General features: G+C 64.5%; 26 protein-coding genes. 15 read left to right on the plus strand and 11 right to left on the minus strand.

The genetic code is table 11. The features are described 5' to 3' along the window. The first annotated feature begins 13 nt into the window (after positions 1-13). Complete coding sequence (locus B5X69_RS02285; RefSeq protein WP_079637073.1) at positions 14-895, plus strand: LysR family transcriptional regulator; 882 nt, start codon at positions 14-16, stop codon at positions 893-895. A gap of 1 nt (position 896) precedes the next feature. Here the strand turns inward: B5X69_RS02285 and B5X69_RS02290 are convergent, their stop codons facing one another. After that, positions 897-1,388: a hypothetical protein gene (locus B5X69_RS02290; protein WP_079637182.1), complete on the minus strand. Its 492-nt coding sequence runs from the start codon at positions 1,386-1,388 to the stop codon at positions 897-899. 172 nt (positions 1,389-1,560) lie between these two features. Here B5X69_RS02290 and dnaN point away from each other — a divergent pair, with 172 nt between their 5' ends. Further along, complete coding sequence (gene dnaN, locus B5X69_RS02295; RefSeq protein WP_079637074.1) at positions 1,561-2,676, plus strand: DNA polymerase III subunit beta; 1,116 nt, start codon at positions 1,561-1,563, stop codon at positions 2,674-2,676. A gap of 389 nt (positions 2,677-3,065) precedes the next feature. Here the strand turns inward: dnaN and B5X69_RS02300 are convergent, their stop codons facing one another. After that, a complete protein-coding gene (locus B5X69_RS02300) occupies positions 3,066-4,406 on the minus strand; it encodes a PQQ-dependent sugar dehydrogenase (protein WP_079637075.1) in 1,341 nt (446 codons plus the stop codon). A 168-nt stretch (positions 4,407-4,574) separates the two neighbouring features. On the opposite strand from B5X69_RS02300, the gene B5X69_RS02305 reads away from it, so the two are divergent. Then, positions 4,575-4,790 (plus strand): hypothetical protein, encoded by a 216-nt coding sequence (locus B5X69_RS02305; RefSeq protein WP_079637076.1) that lies wholly within the window; start codon positions 4,575-4,577, stop codon positions 4,788-4,790. A gap of 18 nt (positions 4,791-4,808) precedes the next feature. Here B5X69_RS02305 and argC read toward each other — a convergent pair whose 3' ends face one another. The 3 genes from argC to B5X69_RS02320 all read right to left on the minus strand — a co-directional run bounded on the left by argC (position 4,809) and on the right by B5X69_RS02320 (position 8,188). Beyond that, positions 4,809-5,735, minus strand: a complete 927-nt coding sequence (argC, locus tag B5X69_RS02310) for an N-acetyl-gamma-glutamyl-phosphate reductase (RefSeq protein ID WP_079637077.1) — start codon at positions 5,733-5,735, stop codon at positions 4,809-4,811. 7 nt (positions 5,736-5,742) lie between these two features. Beyond that, a complete protein-coding gene (locus B5X69_RS02315) occupies positions 5,743-6,687 on the minus strand; it encodes a C40 family peptidase (RefSeq protein ID WP_245798535.1) in 945 nt (314 codons plus the stop codon). Positions 6,688-6,772: 85 nt separating this feature from the next. After that, positions 6,773-8,188 carry a leucyl aminopeptidase family protein gene (locus B5X69_RS02320; RefSeq protein WP_079637078.1) on the minus strand — a complete coding sequence of 472 codons (1,416 nt, stop codon included), beginning with the start codon at positions 8,186-8,188 and terminating at the stop codon, positions 6,773-6,775. A 60-nt stretch (positions 8,189-8,248) separates the two neighbouring features. On the opposite strand from B5X69_RS02320, the gene B5X69_RS02325 reads away from it, so the two are divergent. The 3 genes from B5X69_RS02325 to B5X69_RS02335 are packed head-to-tail and all read left to right on the plus strand — an operon-like array spanning position 8,249 to position 10,224. Continuing rightward, a complete protein-coding gene (locus tag B5X69_RS02325) occupies positions 8,249-9,070 on the plus strand; it encodes a DUF3298 and DUF4163 domain-containing protein (protein WP_245798537.1) in 822 nt (273 codons plus the stop codon). 11 nt (positions 9,071-9,081) lie between these two features. Further along, positions 9,082-10,017 carry an SDR family oxidoreductase gene (locus tag B5X69_RS02330; protein ID WP_079637080.1) on the plus strand — a complete coding sequence of 312 codons (936 nt, stop codon included), beginning with the start codon at positions 9,082-9,084 and terminating at the stop codon, positions 10,015-10,017. Positions 10,018-10,041: 24 nt separating this feature from the next. Next, complete coding sequence (locus tag B5X69_RS02335; protein WP_053552912.1) at positions 10,042-10,224, plus strand: DUF3008 family protein; 183 nt, start codon at positions 10,042-10,044, stop codon at positions 10,222-10,224. Positions 10,225-10,287: 63 nt separating this feature from the next. Here the strand turns inward: B5X69_RS02335 and B5X69_RS02340 are convergent, their stop codons facing one another. Beyond that, the gene (locus B5X69_RS02340) at positions 10,288-11,847 is read right to left on the minus strand and encodes a flavin-containing monooxygenase (RefSeq protein WP_079637184.1); all 1,560 of its coding nucleotides are present in this window, start codon (positions 11,845-11,847) and stop codon (positions 10,288-10,290) included. Positions 11,848-12,071: 224 nt separating this feature from the next. Between B5X69_RS02340 and B5X69_RS02345 the strand changes: the two genes are divergently transcribed. Then, positions 12,072-13,196: a DUF47 family protein gene (locus B5X69_RS02345; protein ID WP_079637081.1), complete on the plus strand. Its 1,125-nt coding sequence runs from the start codon at positions 12,072-12,074 to the stop codon at positions 13,194-13,196. 16 nt (positions 13,197-13,212) lie between these two features. Continuing rightward, complete coding sequence (locus B5X69_RS02350) at positions 13,213-14,226, plus strand: inorganic phosphate transporter (protein ID WP_079637082.1); 1,014 nt, start codon at positions 13,213-13,215, stop codon at positions 14,224-14,226. A gap of 14 nt (positions 14,227-14,240) precedes the next feature. On the opposite strand, the gene rimO is transcribed toward B5X69_RS02350, so the two are convergent. Then, a complete protein-coding gene (gene rimO, locus B5X69_RS02355) occupies positions 14,241-15,611 on the minus strand; it encodes a 30S ribosomal protein S12 methylthiotransferase RimO (protein WP_079637083.1) in 1,371 nt (456 codons plus the stop codon). Positions 15,612-15,707: 96 nt separating this feature from the next. Here rimO and B5X69_RS02360 point away from each other — a divergent pair, with 96 nt between their 5' ends. Next, positions 15,708-16,034 (plus strand): DUF423 domain-containing protein, encoded by a 327-nt coding sequence (locus B5X69_RS02360; protein ID WP_079637084.1) that lies wholly within the window; start codon positions 15,708-15,710, stop codon positions 16,032-16,034. 10 nt (positions 16,035-16,044) lie between these two features. Here the strand turns inward: B5X69_RS02360 and B5X69_RS02365 are convergent, their stop codons facing one another. The 3 genes from B5X69_RS02365 to serS form a co-directional block, all read right to left on the minus strand. Then, positions 16,045-17,097, minus strand: coding sequence for a potassium channel family protein (locus B5X69_RS02365; protein WP_079637085.1), 1,053 nt, complete (start codon positions 17,095-17,097; stop codon positions 16,045-16,047). A gap of 176 nt (positions 17,098-17,273) precedes the next feature. Next, a complete protein-coding gene (surE, locus tag B5X69_RS02370; protein WP_079637086.1) occupies positions 17,274-18,038 on the minus strand; it encodes a 5'/3'-nucleotidase SurE in 765 nt (254 codons plus the stop codon). Positions 18,039-18,128: 90 nt separating this feature from the next. After that, positions 18,129-19,403, minus strand: a complete 1,275-nt coding sequence (serS, locus tag B5X69_RS02375; protein WP_079637087.1) for a serine--tRNA ligase — start codon at positions 19,401-19,403, stop codon at positions 18,129-18,131. 295 nt (positions 19,404-19,698) lie between these two features. Between serS and B5X69_RS21835 the strand changes: the two genes are divergently transcribed. The 4 genes from B5X69_RS21835 to B5X69_RS02390 all read left to right on the plus strand — a co-directional run bounded on the left by B5X69_RS21835 (position 19,699) and on the right by B5X69_RS02390 (position 22,184). Continuing rightward, positions 19,699-20,535: a hypothetical protein gene (locus B5X69_RS21835; protein ID WP_245798538.1), complete on the plus strand. Its 837-nt coding sequence runs from the start codon at positions 19,699-19,701 to the stop codon at positions 20,533-20,535. 30 nt (positions 20,536-20,565) lie between these two features. Then, complete coding sequence (locus tag B5X69_RS21840; protein ID WP_245798539.1) at positions 20,566-20,709, plus strand: hypothetical protein; 144 nt, start codon at positions 20,566-20,568, stop codon at positions 20,707-20,709. Positions 20,710-21,246: 537 nt separating this feature from the next. Beyond that, entirely contained in the window at positions 21,247-21,708 is a 462-nt protein-coding gene (gene dksA, locus B5X69_RS02385) for an RNA polymerase-binding protein DksA (protein ID WP_053552920.1), read from the plus strand. Positions 21,709-21,794: 86 nt separating this feature from the next. Beyond that, a complete protein-coding gene (locus tag B5X69_RS02390; protein ID WP_079637088.1) occupies positions 21,795-22,184 on the plus strand; it encodes a PilZ domain-containing protein in 390 nt (129 codons plus the stop codon). 52 nt (positions 22,185-22,236) lie between these two features. On the opposite strand, the gene B5X69_RS02395 is transcribed toward B5X69_RS02390, so the two are convergent. After that, the gene (locus tag B5X69_RS02395; protein WP_079637089.1) at positions 22,237-22,395 is read right to left on the minus strand and encodes a YdcH family protein; all 159 of its coding nucleotides are present in this window, start codon (positions 22,393-22,395) and stop codon (positions 22,237-22,239) included. A gap of 95 nt (positions 22,396-22,490) precedes the next feature. Between B5X69_RS02395 and B5X69_RS02400 the strand changes: the two genes are divergently transcribed. Together B5X69_RS02400 and B5X69_RS02405 are read left to right on the plus strand one after the other, a co-directional pair. Then, entirely contained in the window at positions 22,491-22,718 is a 228-nt protein-coding gene (locus B5X69_RS02400) for a YdcH family protein (protein WP_079637090.1), read from the plus strand. A 90-nt stretch (positions 22,719-22,808) separates the two neighbouring features. Further along, the gene (locus B5X69_RS02405; RefSeq protein WP_281250913.1) at positions 22,809-23,279 is read left to right on the plus strand and encodes a DUF1465 family protein; all 471 of its coding nucleotides are present in this window, start codon (positions 22,809-22,811) and stop codon (positions 23,277-23,279) included. The last annotated feature ends 182 nt before the right edge of the window (positions 23,280-23,461 follow it).

The raw sequence follows: 23,461 nt of genomic DNA on the forward strand, positions 1-23,461 counted from the left end.
CGCAAAAGACGCCATGTTCGATTGGGACGACCTTAAATCCTTTCTCGCCGTCGCGGAAACAGGCAGTACGCTTGCCGCAGCTCAGACGCTGCGCATCAGCCAGACGACGGTTGCACGTCGCATCGCAGCGCTCGAGGCGGCGACGGGGCTCAATCTCTTCGAGCGCCGGCAGGCGGGTTACGCACTGACTCCGGTGGGTGAGGCCATGATGCCGACCGCAGCGGCGGTCCGCGATGCGGCGGCTCGGTTCAGCGAAGCTGCAGGGGCCCGCTCGCGCGACGCCGGCGGGACGGTGAGCATCACGGTGATGGAAATCTTCGCGATCACCATCCTCCCGCCGATCATGCGCGATCTGCGCGCAGCGCACCCCGAAATCCATATCCACCTCGATAGCGCGGATGAGCCGCGCGATCTTGCCACTGGCGTGGCGGACATCGCGATCCGCAGCAGCAAGCAGCCAGCCGGAGCGGGGCTTGTGGGGCGACGGATCGCCGACAACAGCTGGACGGTCTATTGCAGCCGCGATTATGCTGACCGTCACGGCATCCCGCGGAGCCGCGATGAACTGATAACGCATCCCTTCATCGGCGGTGGGGGCTCGGTTTGGGAACCCTATCAGGCGTGGCTTCGACAATATCGACTCGAGGAATCGGTGGTCATGCAATATGATTCGGCCGCGGGCCTGCTCGCTGGAGTGCGCGCCGGCATGGGGCTCACCATCCTGCCGGCTTTTCTCGCCGATCGCGAACCCGACCTCATTCGCTGCCTTCCGCCGAAGATGGAGGATACGACGGGCTTGTGGTTGCTGACCCACGAGCGGCTTCGCCATGTGCCGCGCGTGCGCACGGTGCTCGATTTCCTGGCTAGCGCGCTGACGAGGTTGGCGCGAAGTTAGACTATCCCACCCGCGCGCAGCCGAGCGCCGCAGCATCGATCGCGGTCGCGGCGCCGCGCAGACGGTAGGTGTCGGCGATGGCGCCGCCGCGGGTCGAGACGCTCTCGATGCTCATGCTCGGCCCCGAGCGCATCGCTGCTATGATTCCGGCGTCCATCCGCGCGTCGCTCGCCCAGCCGTGTACGCCGCTCCCGGTAAGGATGAAGCGGCGGCTGCCGATCGTCAGCCTCAGTTCGGCGCCGTCGCGGCGCGGCTTCGACAAGCGCACATAGAATTGGCCGCGTATACCCGATTTGGGCCAGTAGCCGACGCTTGCATAGCCTTTCACTTCGGGCGCGCCAATCGTCGCTGCGGGTGCGGCAAGGGCATAGCAGCGCGGAGTGGCCGGATCGCGAAAGGCACCCCAGCCGTCGAAGACGCCAAGCGCTGCGGGTGCGGCGAGCGCAGCGACAGGAAAGAGCAGCGTCAGGAGAAGAAGAAGGGCGCGGCGCATGGCGCACTCGTTTGCGCGATTGGGGACGCTTTGCAAGCATGGCTTGCGCGGCGCGATGCGTGCGTTAAGGAAGGTTGGCATTTTCAGGGGCAGGGAATCGCGACGCCGAATCGCCCGCGAGCCGCCGCCCCTCCAGGGACTTCTCCCGAACAGGCAGGGATGACGAATTAGAATGAAAGCGACGATCGAACGCGCAGTGCTCCTGAAAAGCCTCGGCCACGTCCAGTCGGTGGTGGAACGGCGCAATACCATTCCCATTCTGTCGAACGTGCTGATCGAGGCCGATGTATCTGGACAGCTGAAGTTGATGGCGACCGACCTTGATCTGCAGGTCGTGGAGACTGTCGCAGCGAAGGTCGAGACGCCGGGTACCACCACCGTGTCGGCGCACACGCTGTTCGAGATTGCGCGCAAGCTCCCCGAGGGCGCCGAGGTCAGCCTGTCTGCGGCCGAGGGCAAGATGCAGGTCAAGGCGGGCCGTTCGAATTTCAACCTGCCGACGCTCCCGCGCGACGATTTCCCGGTGATCGCCGAGGGCGACTTGCCGACGAGTTTCGAGCTGCCGGTCGCGGAGCTGATCCAGATTATCGACAAAACGCGCTTTGCCATCTCGACCGAAGAAACGCGCTATTATCTGAACGGCATTTTCCTGCACGTCGCGGAGGATGCAACCGGGCCGGTGTTAAAGGCCGCCGCGACCGATGGCCACCGCCTCGCGCGCTATACGGTTACGCGTCCCGAGGGCGCGACGGGCATGCCCGACGTCATTGTGCCGCGCAAATGCGTCGGCGAAATCCGCAAGCTGCTCGACGAGGCCGAGGGTAATGTCGAGATCAGCCTCTCAGCATCGAAGATCCGCTTCCAGCTCGGCCATGCGGTGCTGACCTCCAAGCTGATCGATGGTACCTTTCCCGATTATAGCCGCGTGATACCGACCGCGAACGACAAGTTGCTGAAGGTTGACCCCAAGAGCCTCTTCCAAGGCGTGGATCGTGTCTCGACCATCGCGAGTGAGAAGACGCGCGCGGTAAAGGTCGGGCTCGACAAGGATCGCATCACGCTCAGCGTCACCAGCCCCGAGAACGGCACTGCGGCCGAGGAGCTGGCAGCGGGTTATGACAGCGATGCGATGGAGATCGGCTTCAACGCTCGCTACCTGTCCGACATTCTGGGCCAGGTCGACGGTGACAGCGTCGAGCTGCATCTCGCCGATGCCAACGCGCCGACGCTGATCCGCGAGAGCGAGAAGAGCCCCGCGCTCTATGTGCTGATGCCGATGCGGGTTTGATGGGGTTGCGTCCTAATTCCTCCCCGTAGAGCGTGGGGACGGCGTCGGCTGGTCCCGCTGGCCCGGCTGTGGCGGCGCGGGATAAGGCCGATCCAAGTGCCTGATCGCTATTCGCTTTGCCGCCTCGCAGGCGGCCGAGGCGGAGCAGGAGGGAATCGGGACAATCGCCAGCCATTTTCGCGGGCGAACTGAGGGGCCGTCACCCGGGGATCAGAATGACCAAAGTCATGACGCCCGATTGTGTCCGGTCGGTCATGCCGAATGCGAAGAGCGAAATGATGCGCTGCTCAAACGAAGCGAGCGCGCCTGGTGAGGTTTTGAAGGCTGCGGAAAAGTCGCTGACCGAAGCTGGATATTTGATGCGGGGCGCCGGCTGATCCGGCGCCGCATCAGCCGGCTCTTGCCACCCGCCAGATCACCCCGCCGGTATCGTCGGCGACGAGCGCGCTGCCGTCCTTTGCGACCTTGACGTCCGCGGGGCGGCCGCGGGTCGTCTTGCCATCCTTGGCGAGGAAGCCGTCGAGAAGGGTGATCGGCAGCGCGTCGACGGGTTTGCTGCGCGCGCCAAACTTCACGAAAACCACGCTGTAGCCCGAGACCGGCTCGCGGTTCCACGAACCGTGCAGCGCGATCAGCGCTCCGTCCGCCCAGCGCTCGCCAAGATCGAGCCCTTGCGTAAAAGTGAAACCGAGCGGCGCGACGTGAGCGCCAAGGGCATAGTCGGGACGCTTCACATATTGCCGGCGATCCTCGGTGTCGGGCTCGACGCGCGGGTCGACGAAGCCGCCCCAATAATACCAAGGCCACCCGAAGAAATCGCCCTCGTCGACATTGGTCAGATAATCGGGGACGAGGTCGGAGCCGAGCATGTCGCGTTCATTGACCACCGTCCAGAGCTGGTCGCTTCCGGGAAACCAGGCGAGGCCGACGGGGTTGCGCAGGCCCGCTGCGAAGGTTCGGACATAACCGTTTTCGGGCCGCACTTCGAGCACGGCGGCGCGGCGGAATTCATTGTTGATGCCCTGTTCGCCGATATTGCTGTCGGCGCCGACGCCGACATAGAGCCAGCCGTTGGGCGCCGCGACGAGGCTCTTGGTCCAGTGACGGTTCGTGCCCTTCGCGGGCAGGTCGACGATCTTCTTCGGCTTGCCGCTCATCTTCGTCTCGCCTTCGACATAGGGGAAGGCGAGGATGGCGTCGGTGTTGGCGACGTAGAGCGTGTCGCCGACGAGCGCCATGCCATAGGGCGAGTTGAGGCCGGTGATATATGCGCTCTTCACCTCGGCCTTGCCGTCGCCGTCGGCATCGCGGAGCAGGGTGATACGGTTCGCCGACTTGCCGCCCGCACCGGCCTTGCTCATCAGGCTGCTCATCACCTTACCCTCGATGCCCGACGTGTCACGCGGCGGGCTCTGCGCCTCGGCGACGAGCACGTCGCCGTTTCGCAGCACGAGTATCGAGCGCGGATGGTCGAGTCCTTCGGCGAAGCGCTGGACCGCCAGACCCTCGGCGGCCACCGGCGCCTGCCCGGCGGGCCAATGCGTCGCCTCGGGCACGTTCATCGTCGGGAAGATCTCGGGGCGCTGCGCCGCCATCACCGGCACGCGTCCGCTAAGTTCGGCGGTCGAGAATCGCGCGACGTCGGGGCGTGACATCACGTAGAGGGTGATCCCGCCCGCAATCAGGAGGGCGACAAGGGCGAGGACGGCATATTTCAGGATTTTGCGCATATCGCCTGTCTACACCGAGCGCTCGCAGCGGCAAAGGGGCGAAAGGGCGCGGAACCGTTAAGGCGCAGCTCGCCCCGATTAACCTTACCTTCCTGTTCATCACGGTTGGGAACGACGCGGTGAGGCCGGCGCGCTAAGGCCGGGTCTTGGGCACGTAGCGGGGACATCATGCAGATTTCAGCACCTTTTCTCGCCGATCGCGCTGCGGTCGATGACGCCTGTGCGCTGATCGATCTGCATGGAGAGGAAGCGGGTTTCGCGGCGGCAGCGCGGGCCGAGCAATGTCGTGCGCTCGGCAACCATCTTCACTTCGCGCGCTGGCGTCAGATCGAACGGCTGATTACCTATCTGTCGGTCGAGAGCGCGCTCGACACGGTGCACTAGCCGCCTTTTCGCACGGGCCTAGAGCCTGAGGCCTGCCGTTTCAGATAGGCCCGCCATGATATTGAGGTTCTGGACGCAGGCTCCGCTTGCGCCTTTGCCCAGGTTGTCGAGCCGCGCGACGAGGCGTGCCTGGCTGCCATCCGGACTGGCGAAAACGAACAGGTCGAGCCGGTCGCTCCCCGCGCTGGAGGCGCGCAGCAGCAATTCGCCATCATCGGGCGCTGTTCCCATGCCGACCACCGGACTTTCGGCATAGAAGGCAGCGAGCGCATCCCAGAGCCGCTGAGGCGCCGCCGCGCCCTGCATCGCAGCGAGCGGCAGCGGCACTTCGACGAACATGCCGCGATGAGCAGGGACGACGGCGGGGGAGAAGAGCGGTGCGAGCGACAGGCCGCAGCGCGCTTGCATCTCGGGCACATGCTTGTGGCCGAGCGACAGCGCATAGCCGCGCCACGCAATGTCACGGTCGGCTTCGAACCGCTCGATCAACGCCTTGCCGCCGCCCGAATAGCCGCTGACCGCGTGGCAGATATAAGGCCAGTCCGCGGGCAGGAGCCCTTCGCGTATCAGCGGCGCGACCAGCGCGATAAAGCCGGTCGAGTAGCAGCCCGGGTTCGACACGCGCTTCGCCTCGGCGACGACGGCGTGGCCGCTGACTTCGGGAAGTCCGTAGACCCAGCCCGGCGCGACCCGGTGCGCGGTCGAGGCATCGATAACGCGGGTGCTGTCGTTGGCGATCATCGCCACCGCTTCGCGCGCAGCGTCATCAGGAAGGCAAAGAATGACGAAATCGGCGGCGTTCAGCGCCTCGGCGCGTGCAGCGGCATCCTTGCGGCGCCCCTCGTCGAGAGTGATGAGCGAAAATTCGGACCGTCCTCCCAGCCGCTCGGCGATTTCGAGGCCCGTCGTTCCCGCCGCGCCGTCGATGAAAACCCTATGTGTCATGATGAACTTATCGCAATCTTTTCATGCCGCTCGTCGGCGGCTGATGTCCCTTTTGCGCCGAACGCGCGATCACGTCGGCAAGTGGCTCGCTTTTGACCTCCATCCATCGTCGGCTCGCATGGATGATCCGGTCGTGGTCGGCCATGATGCCGACGTGGCCGGGAAAGAAAACGAGATCGCCTCGCGCGAGGCCGGCGGGCTCGATATCCTTGTCAGGACCAAGGCAGGCAAGCTGCAGGTCGCTGTCGCGCGGCAACTGTACGCCCGCGGCGCTCCAGGCGAGCTGGACGAGACCCGAGCAGTCGATGCCGTGGGCAGTGCGCCCGCCCCACAGATAGGGCGCGCCGATCATTGCCTCGGCGACTGCTGCGGGATCCGCCTCCTCTGATCCTGCCTCGACCAACGCTGCGAGGGGCAGGTAGCCATGGGGCGTCTTGAGCCATTCGCCCTCGACCGCGCCCATCACCATGGCTCCAAAGGGCAGCACGGCGGGACCGCCGCTTGCCGCGTCGGGCGCCGAATGCAGCATTGCCTCGGCCATGTTCACGCGATGCGTCGGCGCGATCGGCGCGCCGAGCGCCTCGGCGGCGAGATAGCCTACATAGTGATCGGCGAGGCTGTAGCCCCATGCCCATCCGCCCGTCAGGTCGAGCAGCGCGAACCCCTCGCCGAACAGAATTTCGCTCGACTGGTCAGCGTCAAGCGATGGCGCGGCGCGCATCGCAGCGGCGGGCAGCGCGCAGCTGCGCATCATCGGCGCGGCATAGTGCGGCGCGAAATGAACGCCCGCAACCGCGATGTCAGCAAGGTCGGGTCGGATTGCGACGACGCGCGGATCAAAGCTGTGCGACGCGCCAGTCAGGCCAAAGCGATCGCGCCCTGCGCCAGCGACGCCGGGGCGCCCCATGCGCACGCCATGGATCGCGGAATGAAGGCCCGTTTCTGCTGTCACATGCCGTCCTGTTAAAAGCTTCTCCGCCTCAGAGGCGGCCAATCGCGCGCCATTAGACCAGCGCGGCGGACTTGATCAAGAAAGTTCAATCGGCCGCGCGATTGCGCCCGCGGCGGTCGTAGCGCGCCTGAAGCGCGGCCCAGGCGGCGCGCAGGCCGAGCGCGGCGCCGCCCTTGGGGCGGCCCGGTTTGGCCGAGGGACGCCAGGCGAAGGTGTCAAAATGCGCCCAGTCTGTGCCTTCGGGAACGAAACGCTTCAGAAACAGCGCCGCGGTGATCGACCCCGCAAAGGCGGAGCTTCCTGCATTGCCAAGGTCGGCGATGTCGGTTTCGAGCAGGTCGGCATAGCCTTCCCACAATGGCATACGCCACACCGGATCGTCGCGCTCGGTGCCGAATGCCATCAGTTCGGCTGCGAGCGCATCGTCGTTCGCGTAGAGCGCCGGCAAGTCGGGGCCGAGCGCTACCCGCGCCGCGCCGGTCAGCGTCGCGAAATCGATGATCAGCTCGGGTGTGCCTTCGCCTGCCCGCGCAAGCGCATCGCCGAGCACGAGCCGCCCCTCAGCATCGGTGTTGCCGATCTCAACCGTAAGGCCCTTCCGGCTCTTGAGCACGTCGCCGGGCCGGAAAGCGTCGGCGGAAATGGCATTCTCTGCCGCCGCAACGAGGCAGTGGAGGCGGATCGGAAGTCCGGCCGCCATCGCGAGCTCGGCAAGCGCGAGCACATGTGCTGCGCCTCCCATATCCTTTTTCATCAGCCGCATTCCCGCGGCGGGCTTGATGTCGAGCCCGCCGCTGTCGAAGCTGATACCCTTCCCGACCAGGGCGACGCGCGGATGGTCCTCCTTGCCCCAGACGATCTCTATCAGCCGCGGGGCGTGGTGCTTTGCGGCGGCGCGGCCGACCGCGTGGATCATCGGATAATCCTGCTGGAGCGCCTCGCCTTTGGTAACGGTGAGCGTCGCGCCATGTGCCTTGGCGATGCGTTCGGCCTCGGCCTCGATCCTGGGAGGTCCCATATCCGCGGCCGGTGTGTTCACCAAATCGCGGACCAGCGCGACGGCGCGCATTTCGGCGACCATAGGCGCGATCGCGCCTACTTCGGCGGTCAGCAGAACGCGGGGAACGCGTGTCTCGGTCTTGGTGCGATAGGCATCGAAATGATATTGCGCGCTCATCCAGCCGAACAGCGCCTTGCCCGGCTGGCGCCCTTCGAGGCGATAGCGGCCTTCGGGGAGGGACTGCGCAAGTTTCGCAAGGCACCAGGCCGACAGATTGTCCGCGTCAGCCACCGCGGTGACGACCGACCAGCGCTCGGCATCGTCACCAGGCAGGATCACGTGGGCGAAGGCATCGGGTTTGTACAGCGTGGCAGCAAGGTGGGCGCGCTCGCGGGCGCTGCGGCCCTTCAGCCACTCATCATAGCTCTGCTTGTCGACGAGATGGATAGCGTGAGCCTCCTGCCCTTTATCGGGCTGGATAAGGTCGGAATAGTCGATCATGCATTGGTGCTAGGCCTGCGGGGAAACTTTGTCGATTCCCGGCGTTAAGCCCTTATGACGATGCTCCGACGCCATCGAACAGCGCTGCTCCTCCTCTCGAGTGCGCTTCTCGCATCCGCCTGCTCTCAGAAATCCCCGACCCCGGCCGAGGCCGCCGCCGCAGTTCCGGGCGCGCCCCCCAGCGCTGCTGCAGATGTCGCTGCTGGGGGAACGAGTGCGTCCGACGTTGAGGAAACGAACGATCTGATCGCGTTCGCCTATAGCTACCCGCTCGAGGCGGCGCGCATCCCGGAACTGGCGGCGCTTCTCGATGCTGCCCGCGCAGCGCAGCGCAGCGCGCTCGTCGACGCGGCAGCGCGCGACAAGGCGGTCGCGGACAAGGAGGGCTTTTCCTACCACGCACACAGTCATCTTCAGAGCTGGAAGCGGATCGCCGACACGCCCCGCTTCCTCAGCCTTTCGAGCGAGATCGCGACGTACATGGGCGGGGCGCACGGCATGCAGAGCTTTGACTCGCTGCTGTGGGACCGCAGCCATGCCAAGCGGCTGAAGCCGCTCGACCTGTTCAAGAGCGGCGAAGCGTTCGACAAGGCGGCGAACGACGATCTGTGCGCTGCCATCGAGCGCGCGAAGGCGGCGCGGGGCATAAGCTGGTCGCGCGATCCCGACAGTCCGTTCGGCAAATGCCCGTCGGCGTCGACACAGACCGTCTGGCTGGGCTCGTCGGACGGCAAATATCTCGACCGCCTGACTATCGCGATCGCGCCTTATGAGATCGGCCCTTATGCGGAAGGGAGCTACAAGATCAACCTGCCGATGTCCGAGGCGATCGTGAACGCGGTGAAGCCCGAATATGCGCGCGATTTCCGGCCTGCAAGCTGAGGAGAGACGAAATGGTCACGCGATCCAAAGCGGGGAAGATCGGCGAGACGCCGAAGGAGAAGGAAGGCAAGAAGCGCGCTGCTGCGAAACTCGTGAAGGAGGTCGGCCCGGCCAAGTCCATCGCGAAGCCGCCCAAAGATCGCGAAGCCGATCTCGCGCGCGCACCTCAATGGCAGCCGCGCTATCCCGGTTCGGGCCGCCTTGATGGGAAGGTTGCAATCGTCACGGGCGGCGATAGCGGTATCGGCCGCGCGGTCTGCGCGCTCTTCGCGCGCGAGGGCGCGGACGTTGCGATCGTTTATCTCGACAACAAGGCCGATGCTGACGACACGGCCGCAATTGTTCGAGATGAGGGGCGCCGCGCCATCACCATCAAGGCTGACGTCGGCAAAGTCGCGGCAGGAGAAAGGATCGTCGCCCGGACGGTCAAGGCGCTTGGACGGATCGATGTGCTCGTCAATAATGCCGGAGAGCAGCACCCCGCCGAAGACATCCGCGATATCTCCCCCGACCAGCTTCAGCGCACTTTCGCGACCAACATCTTCGGCATGTTCTACCTGGTGCAGGCAGCGCTGCCCCACCTCTCCCAAGGGGCGGCCATCGTCAATTGCACGAGCGTCACCATGTACCAGGGGTCAAAGGGGCTGCTCGATTACAGCGCGACCAAGGGCGCGATCACTGCCTTCACCCGGTCCTTGAGCGAAAATCTTGTGGACAAGGGCATCCGCGTGAATGCGGTTGCCCCGGGGCCGATCTGGACGCCGCTCAACCCGCGCGGCGGCGCTCCGGCCGAAAAGGTTGCGCATTTCGGCGAAAGCACACCCATGAAACGGCCGGGCGAGCCCAATGAAGTCGCGCCGGCCTTCCTGTTCCTGGCCTGCGATGACAGCAGCTATATGTCGGGTCAGGTGCTGCATCCCAACGGCGGGACGATCGTTAATGGTTAGCGGGGGGCAGGCAGGAGACGAGAAATGCCAGCCAAGTCCAAGGCCCAACAGAAAGCTGCTGGCGCGGCGCTGAGTGCCAAACGCGGCGACACGCCCAAATCAAAACTCAAGGGCGCCTCGCGCGAAATGGCCGACAGTATGAGCGAAAAGCAGCTTGAGGATTTCGCGAAGGGCTCGCGCAAGGGCAAGCCCGAGCACGTCGATTGATCGTCCTTGCGAGCGAAGCGAGGGGCTCAGCGCTCCGACAACCGATTGTGTCGTAAAGTTCAATTACTCCGCCGCCGCAAGCTCCGCCGGGGCCGCGCCGGCATGCGCCGGTCCCGCGTCGCTGAACGTCAAGATGCCGTCGTCGATCGCGCCGGTGCGCATGTCGACGCGGTCCTGGACATAGTTCTGGTTGAGCCGCCACGGCAATCTGTCGGCATTCTTGGGCATGATGTGCAGCGAGCGCTGGATATATCCCGAGGAGAAATCGAATATATTCTCCTCGGTCAGACTCGTAGAATCCGCGAGCACCGGCGTTGCCACCTCGGACCGGGTGTCGCGCATGTGGTTGAGAACCCGGCACACATATTCGGCCACAATGTCGGCGCGCAGCGTCCACGAGGCATTGAGATAGCCGAACACGACCGCAAAATTCGGCACGTTCGAGAACATGCACCCCTTGTAATAGAAATGCTGGCTCCAATCGACGAGATCGCCGTCGACACGCACGGGGATCTTTCCGGCCACCGCGAGCTTGAGCCCCGTTGCGGTGATGACGATATCGGCGTCGAGGTGCTCACCCGATTTGAGCTGAATGCCGGTCTTGTCGAAACATTCGATGTGGTCGGTGACGACCGATGCCTGACCGGCTTTCATCGCTTCGAAGAAATCGGCGTCGGGGACAAGGCAAAGCCGCTGTTCCCAAGGGTTGTAGGGCGGGGTGAATGCCTTCTCGTCATAACGGTCGCCCAGCGCGGCCTTGAGCTTCCTGGTCAGGAAATCGCGCACCTTCTCGGGCTTTTCGCGCGCGCGGCGAAAGGCGAGGTCCTGCAATCGCACATTCTTGAAGCGCGTGATTTTGTATGCGAGCTGCTCGGGCAGAAGCTTTCTGAGGAAATTTGCAAGCCCGTCCTTCGCCGGACGGATGAAATACCAGGTCGGGGTGCGCTGAAGCATCGTCACATGCGCGGCGCCCTTGCCGTCGCCCTTCTCGGTCATCGACGGAACAATGGTAACCGCTGTCGCACCCGACCCGATGACGACGACCTTCTTGCCCGAATAGTCGAAATTCTCCGGCCAGAATTGCGGATGGACGATCTGGCCTTCAAAATCCTCGCGGCCGGGGAAATGGGCGTCATAGGGTTCGTCATAGTCGTAATAGCCCGAGCCGAGATAGAGCCAGCGCGCCGTCGTCGTCGAGGTCTGGCCGACCTCATCCTCCATCGTCACCGTCCAGCGAGCATCTGCGCTGCTCCAGTCGGCACCGACGACCTTGCGGTTGAAGCGGATCCGTTCGCGGATGCGGCGTTCATCGACGATGCGGTTCAGATATTCGAGGATCGCGGGCCCGTCGGCGATCGATTTTTCATGTTTCCAGGGTTCAAAGACGAAGCCGAGCGTATGCATGTCGCTGTCCGAACGGATGCCGGGATAGCGAAACAGATCCCAGGTGCCGCCCAAATTGGCGCGGCGCTCAACGAGGCCAAAGCTGCGGTCGGGACAGTTCATCTGCAGATGCGCCGCCATGCCGATGCCCGAGATGCCCGCGCCGACGATCAGCACATCCTGATCAACCGGGGCAGCCTTTGTGCCTGCGGGGCGTTGCACCGTCGCCGTGCCTGCCATCATCTTGTCTCCCGTCCATTCCAGCGAATATGGCGCCGGCCCGTTTTCGGGCTCTCGGTTTCAAGCAAGCAGCTTACGCATAGCGTTGCAATTTGCAATCGAATTGACGTTTACGGAAAGCGCAAGCGGATCCAGCGCCCCCATTGCCGCTGGGGCGATATTGTCATAGGGGGCGTCCCCGACATGCCACCACCAGCCGCTGCCAGGAAAGGGAGGGCTTTCGAATGCGTCAGATAGCCGTCCTCCCCTATCGCTTCGGCGGTCCCGGAATGGATGGACCGACCGAAATCCTGCTGATCACATCGCGCGGTACGGGGCGCTGGGTCATTCCCAAGGGCAACCCCCTCAACGGCTTGCCACGTCACGCATCGGCCGCAATCGAAGCCGAGGAGGAGGCCGGCGTTATCGGCGCCGTTTGTCCGACTCCAATCGGCAGCTATCAATATCGCAAGCGGCGTCCCAACGGTGCGTCGGTGATGCTCGACGTCGAGGTCTTTCCGCTCGCGGTGACCCGGGAACTTGACGAGTGGAAAGAACAGAATGAGCGCGAGCGGCGCTGGTTCGCATTCTACGAGGCGGCAAAGGTGGTCGATGAGGCCGATTTGCAGGCGCTGATCCGCTCGTTCGGCGACACGGGCTTTCGCGCCGTCGCTCGCAGCAGCGGCGTCGCCGTAAATATAGCCGAGAAAACGGGGGTTAGCCAAATGTTCGCCTGGTTTCAGCGCCTGCTTCCCAAGCAGGGCAATTTCTTCGATCTTTTCGAAAGCCATGCATCGACCCTCGCGGCCGGGGCGGAGGCGCTCGCACGCTTGCTGCAGGGCGGCGAGGGCATGGCGGACCATATCCAGGAGATCGTCGAGCGTGAACATGACGCCGACGCGATCACGCGCGAGGTGCTGCAGACGGTGCGCCGCACCTTCCTCACCCCGTTCGACCGCAGTGCGATCACCGACCTGATCGCCTCAATGGACGACGCGATCGACGAGATGCAGAAAACCGCGGGCGCGGTCGATCTTTACGATGTGCGCGAATTCTACCCCGAGATGCGCGACATCGCCGGGATCATCGTCGACGCTGCGCGCCTGACCGTCGAAGCACTGCCGCTGCTGCGCAATATTTCGGCGAACGGCGCGCGCCTTCACGAACTTACCGAAAGGCTTGTCCGGATGGAGGGTCATGCCGACGAGATCCACGCCGCCGGGTTGAAACGCCTGTTCCGCGAGCATGGCGAGACGAACACCATCCATTTCATGATCGCGCGTGAACTCTATAGCCACCTCGAGCGCGTCGTGGACCGGTTCGAGGACGTCGCGAACGAGATCGACGGCCTGGTCATCGATCACGCCTAAGGCGGGGCGCCCCACCATGTACGAACTGGCATTTCCCCTTCTCGCTGGCCTCGTCGTGCTGGCGTTGGCGTTTGATTTCCTCAATGGACTGCACGACGCGGCGAACAGCATCGCGACGGTGGTTGCGACGCGGCTGTTGCGGCCGGTCCAGGCCGTGGTATTCGCGGCCTTCTTCAATTTTGCCGCCTATTTCCTCAGTCTCGCATTCCCTGCGCTGCACAAGGTCGCCGAGACCATCGGTGCAGGACTGATCGACAAGGATCTGGTGACGCCTGCGGTCGTGTTCGGCGCGTTGGTCGGCGCGATGTTCTGGAACATCGTAACCTGGTTGAAAGGCATTCCCTCGTCTTCAAGCCACGCGCTGGTCGGCGGCGTGGTCGGCGCGGGCGTCGCGCACGCGGGGTTCGAGGGCATCCAGTGGACGGGGCTGAACAAGACCGTCATTGCCATTTTCCTGTCGCCGATGCTCGGGATGCTGCTGTCGATGCTGGTGATGCTGGCGAGCAGTTGGGCGCTTCGGAGCGTGACCGCGAAATCCGCCGAGCGTAGCTTTCGGACGCTGCACCTCTTCTCCTCGGCCGCCTATTCGCTCAGTCACGGGCTCAATGATGCACAGAAGACGATGGGGATTATCGCGGTACTTCTTTATTCGACCGGCTATATGACGGGCGAATTCCACGTGCCGCATTGGGTCGCCTTCAGCTGCTACATCGCGATCGCCTTCGGCACGCTGTCGGGCGGATGGAAGATCATCGAGACGATGGGGGGACGCATCACAAAGCTGTCGCACCATCAGGGTTTCGCGGCGTCGACCGGTGGTTCGATCATGGTGTTCACTGCGAGCTTGCTCGGTATTCCCGTCTCGACGACGCACACGATCACCGGCAGCATCATCGGCGCGGGCATCGCGCGGCGCGCGAGCGCGGTGCGCTGGGGCGTCGCAAGGAACGTCGTCGCGGCCTGGTTCATCACCATTCCCGCAAGTGCAGTGGTCGCCGCGCTCTTCTACTCGTTGACACGCCTCTTCTGACGGGCGCGCGCGCCTTACGGCGCGACAACCCCGAACAGATCATGCTCATCGGCGTCCTCAATCTCGACGTCGACGATATCGCCGGCCTTCAGCGTCGCTGCGACGTCGCGAAGGTAGACATGGCCGTCGATCTCCGGCGCGTCGGCCTGGCTGCGGCCGGTGGCGCCGATGCTGCCCTCTTCGTCAGCCTCGCCCACCTCGTCGATGATCACGGGCAGGGTCCGGCCGATCTTGGCCTGGAGCTTGGCGGCGCTGATCGCGGCGGTCTTTTCCATGATGCGCTGATAGCGCTCTTCCTTGACCGCCTCAGGCACCGGATCGGGCAGGGCATTAGCCTGCGCGCCAGCGACAGGCTCGAAGCGGAAGGCGCCGACGCGGTCGAGCTGCGCTTCGTCGAGCCAATCGAGAAGATACTGGAAATCCTCCTCCGTCTCTCCGGGGAAGCCAACAACGAAGCTCGAGCGGATTGCGATGTCGGGGGCGATGGCGCGCCAGCTTTTCAACCGTTCAAGAACCTTGGCTTCATTGGCAGGGCGCTTCATTGCCTTCAGTACCCGAGGGCTCGCGTGCTGGAACGGGATGTCGAGATAGGGGGTGAGCGCGCCCTCGGCCATCAGCGGGATCACCGTATCGACGTGAGGGTAGGGGTAAACATAGTGGAGGCGGACCCAGGGGGCACGGCCTTCGGGCGTGCGGAGCTCGCCAAGATGCCGCGCAAGATCGGTCATATGGGCGCGAACCTCGGTGCCGTGCCATTGGCGGCTTTGGTGCTTTATATCGACGCCATAAGCCGAGGTGTCCTGGCTTATGACCAAGAGTTCGCGCGTTCCCGCCGCGACGAGCTTTTCAGCCTCGCGCAAAACCGCGTCGACGCGGCGCGACACCAGCTTTCCGCGCAGATCAGGGATGATGCAGAAGGCGCAGCTGTGGTTGCAGCCCTCGCTGATTTTCAGATAGCTGTAATGCCGGGGCGTGAGTTTAAGTCCGCCCTCGGGCACCAGATCGACGAAGGGGCCCTGCGTCGGCGGCGCGGCTTCGTGAACTGCATCGACGACTTGCTCATATTGATGCGCGCCAGTGACCGCGAGCACCTTCGGGAAGCGCGCACGGATCGCTTCGGCTTCATTACCCATGCAGCCGGTGACGATGACGCGGCCGTTCTCGGCCATCGCCTCGCCGATCGCCTCGAGGCTTTCCTCCTTCGCCGAATCGAGAAAGCCGCAGGTATTGACCAGCACGACGTCGGCGCCTGCATAGTCGGGCGAGAGGCCGTAACCATCGGAACGCAGCTTGGTCAAAATGCGTTCGCTGTCGACCAGCGCCTTCGGGCAGCCGAGCGACACCATGCCGACTTTCGGCTGGGCGGGAAGAGTCTTGCTTGTCATGATTGGGCGCGCCCTTAGTCGATTTTGTAGCGCTTGTCACGCGCAGCGCGCGGCGCCATTGAGGAGCGGAGGTTTGCGAAAGAAAGGTCAGGCACGATGCTGGGGGTGTTGGCAGCAATTTCTGCAGCGCTAGCCGTGGCGGCGGGCGCCTTTGGCGCGCATGGTGCCTCGGGCGAGCAGGAGGCCGACTGGCTGCGCACGGGCGGTCTCTATCAGTTGCTTCACGCGGTTGCGGTGTTCGCGATCATGGGCACTGCGCGCGGACCGGCGATCGTGCTGCTTGGTGGCTCGGCGCTGTTCGCCACCACTCTTTATGCGATGGCGCTCGGTGGGCCGCGCTGGCTGGGCGCCGTCACGCCGGTGGGAGGCGCGCTGCTGATCGCCGGATGGCTGTGGGCTGCGTGGCTGTTCTGGCAGAACTAGCGCCAGGATTTCAGGGATTAGTTTCGCGCGGAGTGCAGCGCACGACTTCGACGACATGGTCGCCCGCCTGGAGCTGCTTTGCCTCCTCTTCCCAAAAGCCATAGGGTTTGCCGTCGCGGTAGATGCGAAGACCGCGGCCGCCGGTGACAAGCTGCTCGAGGCTGCGCCCGATCTCTGCGTCGCTGACCGGGCGTTCAACGAGCTGAACGCGCCCGGCGATGCCGGCGAGGTCGGCCATATAGTCCGCCACGTGCGCCCCCTCGGCCGATCCGGCGAGCAGCAGACCGGTAAAGCTGACCGGGTTGATGACATTATTTGCGCCCGCCTGGCGCGCGAGCAGTTCATTGTCCCGTGCGCGAATGACGACGCTGATCGGGACATTGGGCGAGAGGTGTCGGACCGTGAGGACGATGAGGATCGACGTGTCGTCGCGGCCTGCCGACACCAGCACCGAGCGCGCCTGTGCAATGCGGATATGGATCAGTGTATCGTCGTTCGAGGCGTCGCCTTCGAGCACGTTGCAGCCCAGATGCTCGGCGGCATTGATCCGACCGCGCGCCTGGTCGATGACGACGATACTGGCGGGGTCGGTTCCGCGCGCGATGAGTTCCTTGACCGCTTCGCTGCCGCTGACGCCGAAGCCGAGGACGACGATATGGTCGGTGAGCTTTGCCTGGATGCGGGCCATGCGCCATTTTTCCCATGTGCGTTTGAGGACGAATTGATAGGCAGTGCCGATGAAGATGAAGAGCACGGCGATGCGGATCGGTGTCACGATTACAGCTTCCATCAGCCGCGAGCGGTCTGACACAGGGGTGATGTCGCCAAAACCTGTCGTCGTCACCGAGATCATCGTGAAATAGACGACGTCGAGGAAGCTGACATGGCCGTCGTAGAGGTCCTGAAGCCCCTCGCGGTCGCTCCAGTGGACGAGAACCACGATGCCGATCAGCAAAAAGGCGACGCCGAGCCGCGTCGCAAGGTCGGCCCACACCGGCCAGCGCGTCGCGCGGCGCAGCACATCGAATTGCCGCTGGACGCTTTTGCTTAATCGCCTTGCCATCGCGGGCCATGGTGGGGGCAGTCGCTTCGCCGGGTCAACTGCTTTCGAGCGATGCGAAGAAATCATCCTCCGCGCCGTGCCGTGAAGGGTGCTCCCCGACGGGGCAGGCGTCGCCCCCCGGCAGCGCGGGGAGGATGGCGGCATGACGCCCCTAGCCGCCGACGGCGGTCGGGATTCTAGTTTTCATACGCGCTGCGCAACGCAGCGAGCGAGGCGTCGTGAGTGAGGTCGAGCTGGAGCGGCGTCACCGAAATATAGCCATCGTCGATCGCCTCAAGATCGCTGTCGTGCCCCAGCGAATGTTCGATGCCGTGGAGGCCGAACCAGTAATAGGTGTAGCCGCGCGGGTCGGTGCCCTCGACGATCGAGCCGCGGCCGTAATCGTGAAAGCCCTGCCGAGTCACGCGAATGCCGCGCACCGCGTCGGCGGGGAGGGCGGGGAAGTTGATGTTGATGAGGGTGCGCGGGGTCATCGCCGTCTTGAGAAGCGGCGCCAGCACCTTGGCGCCCCATGATTCTGCCGCGCCGAACGGCACCGTGTCGCCCATGCCCTCGCGCGCGTAAACCTGGCTCAAGGCAATGGCGGGAATCCCTGCAAGCGCGCCCTCGATCGCCGCCGAGACAGTGCCCGAGTAAGTGACATCGTCACCAAGGTTGGCGCCGCGGTTGACGCCGGAGAGTACGAGGTCGGGGCGTTCGGGCATCAGCTTGCCGATCGCGATCATCACCGAATCGGTGGGAGTGCCGGTGCACGACCAGCGCCGCTCGCCATGTTGGCGAACGCGCACAGGCTGCGAGAGCGTGAGCGAATGGCCCGCGCCCGACTGTTCCTCGGCGGGTGCGCAGACCCAGATATCGTCGCTGAGCTGGCGCGCGATCGCTTCGAGCACCGCGAAGCCGGGAGCATGATAACCGTCGTCGTTGGTGAGAAGGATGCGCACGATTGTCTCTTTCTGTTCGAATGGGCGGCCCCGCTCTTCCCGATCCCGCCCCCGCCCATCGCCAGGCTCAGCAAAAGCAGGCGGGAAGGGTCAGGGTGTCAGCCGCCTAATCCCGCCCATATAGGAGAGCAGCGCTTGCGGAATGTCGACGCTGCCGTCGGCCTGCTGGTAGTTTTCGAGGATCGCGACGAGGGTGCGCCCAACGGCGAGTCCCGAACCATTGAGCGTATGGACGAACTCGGTGCCCTTGGCGCCCTCGCGGCGGAAGCGAGCATTCATGCGCCGCGCTTGAAAATCGCCGCAGTTCGAGCAGCTTGAAATCTCGCGATAGCTGTTCTGTCCCGGCAGCCAAACTTCGAGATCGTAGGTTTTGCGCGCAGCAAAGCCCATGTCGCCTGCGCAAAGCAGCATCTTGCGATAGGGAAGTTCGAGCGCCTCAAGGATCGCCTCGGCCGCCCGGGTCTTGCGCTCAAGCTCGGCGTCGCTGTCCTCGGGGCGAACGATGGAGACCAGTTCGACCTTCCAGAACTGATGCTGGCGGATATAGCCCCGCGTATCGCGGCCTGCGGCCCCCGCCTCCGACCGGAAGCAGGGGGTGAGGCCGGTCATGCGAATTGGCAAATCCGCTTCCGCCAATATTTCCTCGCGCACCGCGTTGGTGAGGCTCATCTCGGAAGTCGAGATCAGCCACATTCCATCGGTGGTCTGGAAAAGGTCCTCGCGGAACTTGGGGAGCTGTGCAGTCCCGAACGCTGCTTCGTCGCGGACGAGAAGCGGGGTTGCGCATTCGCTGTAGCCTGCCTCGCTGGTCTGCTTGTCGAGCATGAACTGGCCGAGCGCGCGTTCGAGCCTTGCCATCGGACCTTTGAGAAAGGCGAAGCGGGCTCCCGACATTTTTGCAGCGGTTTCGAAGTCGAGCCCGAGCGCGGGGGCGAAATCGGCATGTTCCTTAGGCTCAAAGTCGAAGCTACGCGGTGTGCCCCACCGCGAAATCTCGACATTGCTTTGCTCATCCTCCCCTTGGGGCACGTCGGCCGCAGGCAGGTTGGGAAGCGCAGCCAGGCTGTCCTGCAGCGCCGCGAGCTGCGTGCGCTCTGAGGCTTCCTGTTCCGGAAGACGCTGCTTGAGCGCTGCGACTTCGGCCTTCAGCGCGTCGGCGCTATCCTTGTCGCCCTTGGCCATTGCGTGACCGATCGCCTTTGATGCTTCATTGCGCCGTGCAAGGGCGGCCTGCATTTCGGTCTGCAACGCGCGGAGCGAGGCGTCGGCGGCCAGAATCTCGCTGGACATAGGGCCGAGCCCGCGGCGGGCGAGGCCGGCGTCGAACGCTTCGGGGTTTTCCCGGATCAGGCGGATATCGTGCATGGCCGCGCTATGGCGGTGCGGGGCGGGCGGTGCAAGCGCGACGTTGCCGTTCCGCTCGCCCGCTGCGCGATGGAAGCTCGCAGCGCGAAACGCCGGGCGATGGGCGATGATAAAGGCGCAGCCCCTCCCTGCCCCCGCATGCGGCAGCGGGCCCTCTGCTTCAGCGCGTCGCGGCCGCGAAAGTCAAACCAGGAGCCTGAAAAAAGGGCCGCTCCGTAGAGCGACCCTCGATTGACGGCCCCATGCCCCCCACCGGGCCGTCTGCATATCTTATGCGGCTTCGTTTTCCGCGCTGTTGCGGCTTGCCGCGCGGCGGCGCACGACGAGCGCGGCAGCGGCGGCGCCGAAGAGGAGCATCATCGGCGGGGCGGGCACCGGGACCGGATCGCCCGACGAGCCGCCGCTGCTTCCGCCCGAGCTCGACGACGAGGAAGAGGAAGACGAGCTACTCGACGAGGAGCTGCTGCTCGACGACGAGGACGAACTGCTGCTGCTCGCACCGAAGCTGCTGCTGCCGCCAGTTGCACCCGACGAAGTCGAGCTCGACGACGAAGACGAAGAGCTCGACGAGGAACTGCTGCTCGACCCGCCCGAGGAGGATGAGGAGCCGCCGTGGGACGAACTGCCGCCCCAGCTCGAGCTTCCACCCCAGCTTGAGCTGCCGTGGCCGTGCGAGCTGCTGCCGCCCGATGAGGAGGAACTCGACGAGGAGGACGAGGAGGAGGACGAGCTCGACGACGAGCTGCTGCTCGACGACGAAGAGGTCGAAACGCCGCCCGTTGAGGTGCTGACCCCGCCAGTCGAGGTCGAAACGCCGCCCGTCGATGTCGAAACGCCGCCCGTGGATGTGCTCACGCCCCCGGTGGAGGTCGAGATGCCGCCCGTGGACGTCGATGTGCTGACCCCGCCCGTCGAGGTGGAGACGCCGCCCGAGGTGCTGCTGGTCGATGTGCTGACGCCGCCGGTGGTGGTCGAGGTGACGACGACGCTGCCGCTGCTGCCCCCGCTGCTGCCACCGAAGAAGCCCCCGAAGAAGCCGCCGCCGAATCCGCCGCCGAAGCCGCCGCCAATCACCGTGACCCCGGCGCCGCCGCCGCCTTCGAAACCGCCGCTGGGCGGGAAGGGCGCATAGGGGATGGGCGGCAGCGGGATCGTTTGGGTAATGACTTGTGTCTGCGGGGTCGCGGTGCGGATCACGCGCTTTGTCGTGACGACGCGCCGGACGCGCTTGACCTTGCGCTTCGCCGCGTGGCGCTTGCGCACGACCTTCTTGGTGCAGGGCTGGCACGAGGGCGCTTTCGAGTAAGCAGCGGCCGGTACATCTGCGACCTGCATCGCGCCGCTGCCGATAATTGCGCCGCCGCACGTGCAGGCGCAAAGCTTGGCGAGAGCCATTCGGACAGACATAGGTTTCTCTCTCTTTTCTTGGTGCTAGGCGGCGCGACACCCCATCGCGGCACCTGCTTGCCCTTCGGTTAGAGGCAAAAGGCCAAAGCTTTGTGAACGCGACAATTGCGTTTACCGCGTTTGATTGTCCGAGAGCGGGAATTGGAGAGCGGAATCAACCTGAATGACCCCTTGTGTCCCGAAACGGAACGGAAAAGGCCCGAATTTGGCCCATTGGTTAACGATCGCCGCCCGGGTGGGGCGAGAATCGCGGCGCCGGGAGGGCGCGGGGTCCTGGGCAAGAATCGCCGCCGCGGTTCATCCGTGCTTCAGCCCCATCTTCTATCGGCAGCTTAGGTGCTTGTATCGCAACCGGTGGCCCGGTATAGGCGCGGCGCAATCCCCCGGACCGTCACAGCGGCGGCCAGGCGAGAGGAAAGGACGCGAAAAGCCCGCTATGCCAACCCAGATTGCCGATGTTGGTGCCGACGCGCTTCGCCAAGCCAAATCCAATCTCGATTCGGACTATATCCCCAGCGAAGACGAGCCGTTCATGAACGAGCGGCAGCAGGAATATTTTCGCGGCCTGCTGCTCGCCTGGAAAAAGTCGATCCTGTCGGAAGCCGAATCGACGCTGGCGCACTTGCAGGACGGCCCTTTGCGGGAACCCGACCTTGCTGACCGCGCCTCCAGCGAGACCGACTGGGCGATCGAGCTTCGCACGCGCGACCGCCAGCGCAAGCTGATCGCGAAGATCGACGCCGCGATTCGCCGCATCGATGAAGGCGAATATGGCTATTGCGCGGTAACCGGAGAGCCTATCTCGCTCGCGCGGCTGCAGGCGCGGCCGATCGCGACGATGACGCTCGAGGCGCAGGAGCGCCACGAACGCAACGAGCGTATCTCGCGCGAAGACTGACCGCCCGTCTCGGCCCCATTTACGTTTCTGCAAGGGCTCGCCTTTAGGATCGTCCCTCTCGAATTTTGGGTGCGGGAATGGGGCGCATGGAAACGCGGATACCGGAGACACTCGACGAACAGGTGGCTGCACTGTCGCGCAGCGCCGATCGCGACAGCCTGTTTCTGCAGGCCAACCTTGGACTTCCTGGGGTCGAGGGTTCCGTGACGGTGCGCGTGCGCAATCTGTCCGTAGGCGGTATGCTCGCCGAAGGCGCTGCCAGGGTGACGCAGGGCGGCGCCGTCGAAGTTGAACTTCGGAATGTCGGCATAGTGCCTGGACGCGTCGTATGGGTCGGCGAGGGCAAGTTCGGCATCGCCTTCGACCGCCCGGTCAATCCGCAGGCGGTGCGCCGTCAGGTTGTTACGAAACCCGATCTTCCGCCGCATCTGCAGCGAATGGGGCACAATCGGGGCCCCATCTACCGCCGGCGCTGACGCGTTCCGCGAAAGGGAAGCGCCAGCGGAGGCGGCAGGGACGCGCGGCCGATCAGTTGACCGCGAGCATCTCTTCCTTGATTTTAAGTTTCTGCTTTTTCATCTGCGCCAGCAGGGCCGCATCGGGGGCGGGGCGCCGTTCTTCATTCGCAATTCTCGCATCGAGGTCCGCGTGACGGGACTTCAGGGCGGAAAGGTGCGAAATGCTCATTTGCCATTCTCCTTTTCGACTCGATTGGCGCACATGAGTAAATCATGAATCACGGCGAATGTCGTGGCGATTCGCTCATCCGGTCCCCGTTGCGGATGGACCGTGATCGTGGCAGGACGAGGGGCGTGAACCCTGAAGACATCGCCCAGCGCCTTGAACTGCTCCGCGTAGAGCACCGCGACCTTGATGCTGCGATTATCGCACTCAGCGAAGGCCCGGTTCCCGACCAGCTCCAGCTCGCTCGGCTCAAGAAAAGGAAGCTGCGCCTGCGCGACGAGATCGCGTGGTGCGAGGACCAGATCATCCCCGACATCATCGCCTGATCGACGCGAATTCAAAACGGGACGCGCTCTCCCGAATAAAAATGGTTAGCGGCGTTGCGATCTGGCGCGTGCCCGTGCCATCCTGCCCGCATGACCAGAGGGGGCTCCGATCATCTGCCGGCCACATCGCCCGTGCAGCGCGCGCAAGTGGAAAATCTCTACGTTGAGGCGATGCTGCTTGCCGATGAGGCGCATTCGGCCTTTGCGGCCGCCCGTGAATTCGGCGCCGGGCGCAGCGACTGCCTGCTCCAGCTCAGCCTCGCCTGCGAATCGCTGAAGACCACGACGCGGCTGATGCACATCATCGCCTGGCTGCTTCACCGCCGCGCGATGATCGCGGGCGATGCGGGCGCGGGCCCCGACGACAGCGCTGCGCGCATCGGCGAACCGATCCCTGCCGACTGGACGGTGTGCGCGGCATTCGACCCGAATATCGGTCGGATCATTGCAGCAAGCGAGCGCCTGTTCGAACGTATCGCGGGACTGGAGGCGGGCTGGAATGCCGCCGAAGCCGCCCAGCCGGTGCAGGCGATGCTCCAGCAACTCGCGGCGCGCCTTTAAGGTCAGCGCGGCACTTGTCTTCGCTGCTGGATGGCAACGGATGACATTGTTCTCCACGGGAGCAGGCAAGGGCTCGGCTTGCAAGCCTGGCGCCAGCATTTTGAAACCGCTTGTGCCGCGGCTGCGGCGTCGGCCTTGTTCTCCTCCACGCTGGCGCTGCCGCGCCGCTCTACCTATGTGTG

This window comes from Sphingopyxis flava, from assembly GCF_900168005.1.
Taxonomy (GTDB): domain Bacteria; phylum Pseudomonadota; class Alphaproteobacteria; order Sphingomonadales; family Sphingomonadaceae; genus Sphingopyxis; species Sphingopyxis flava.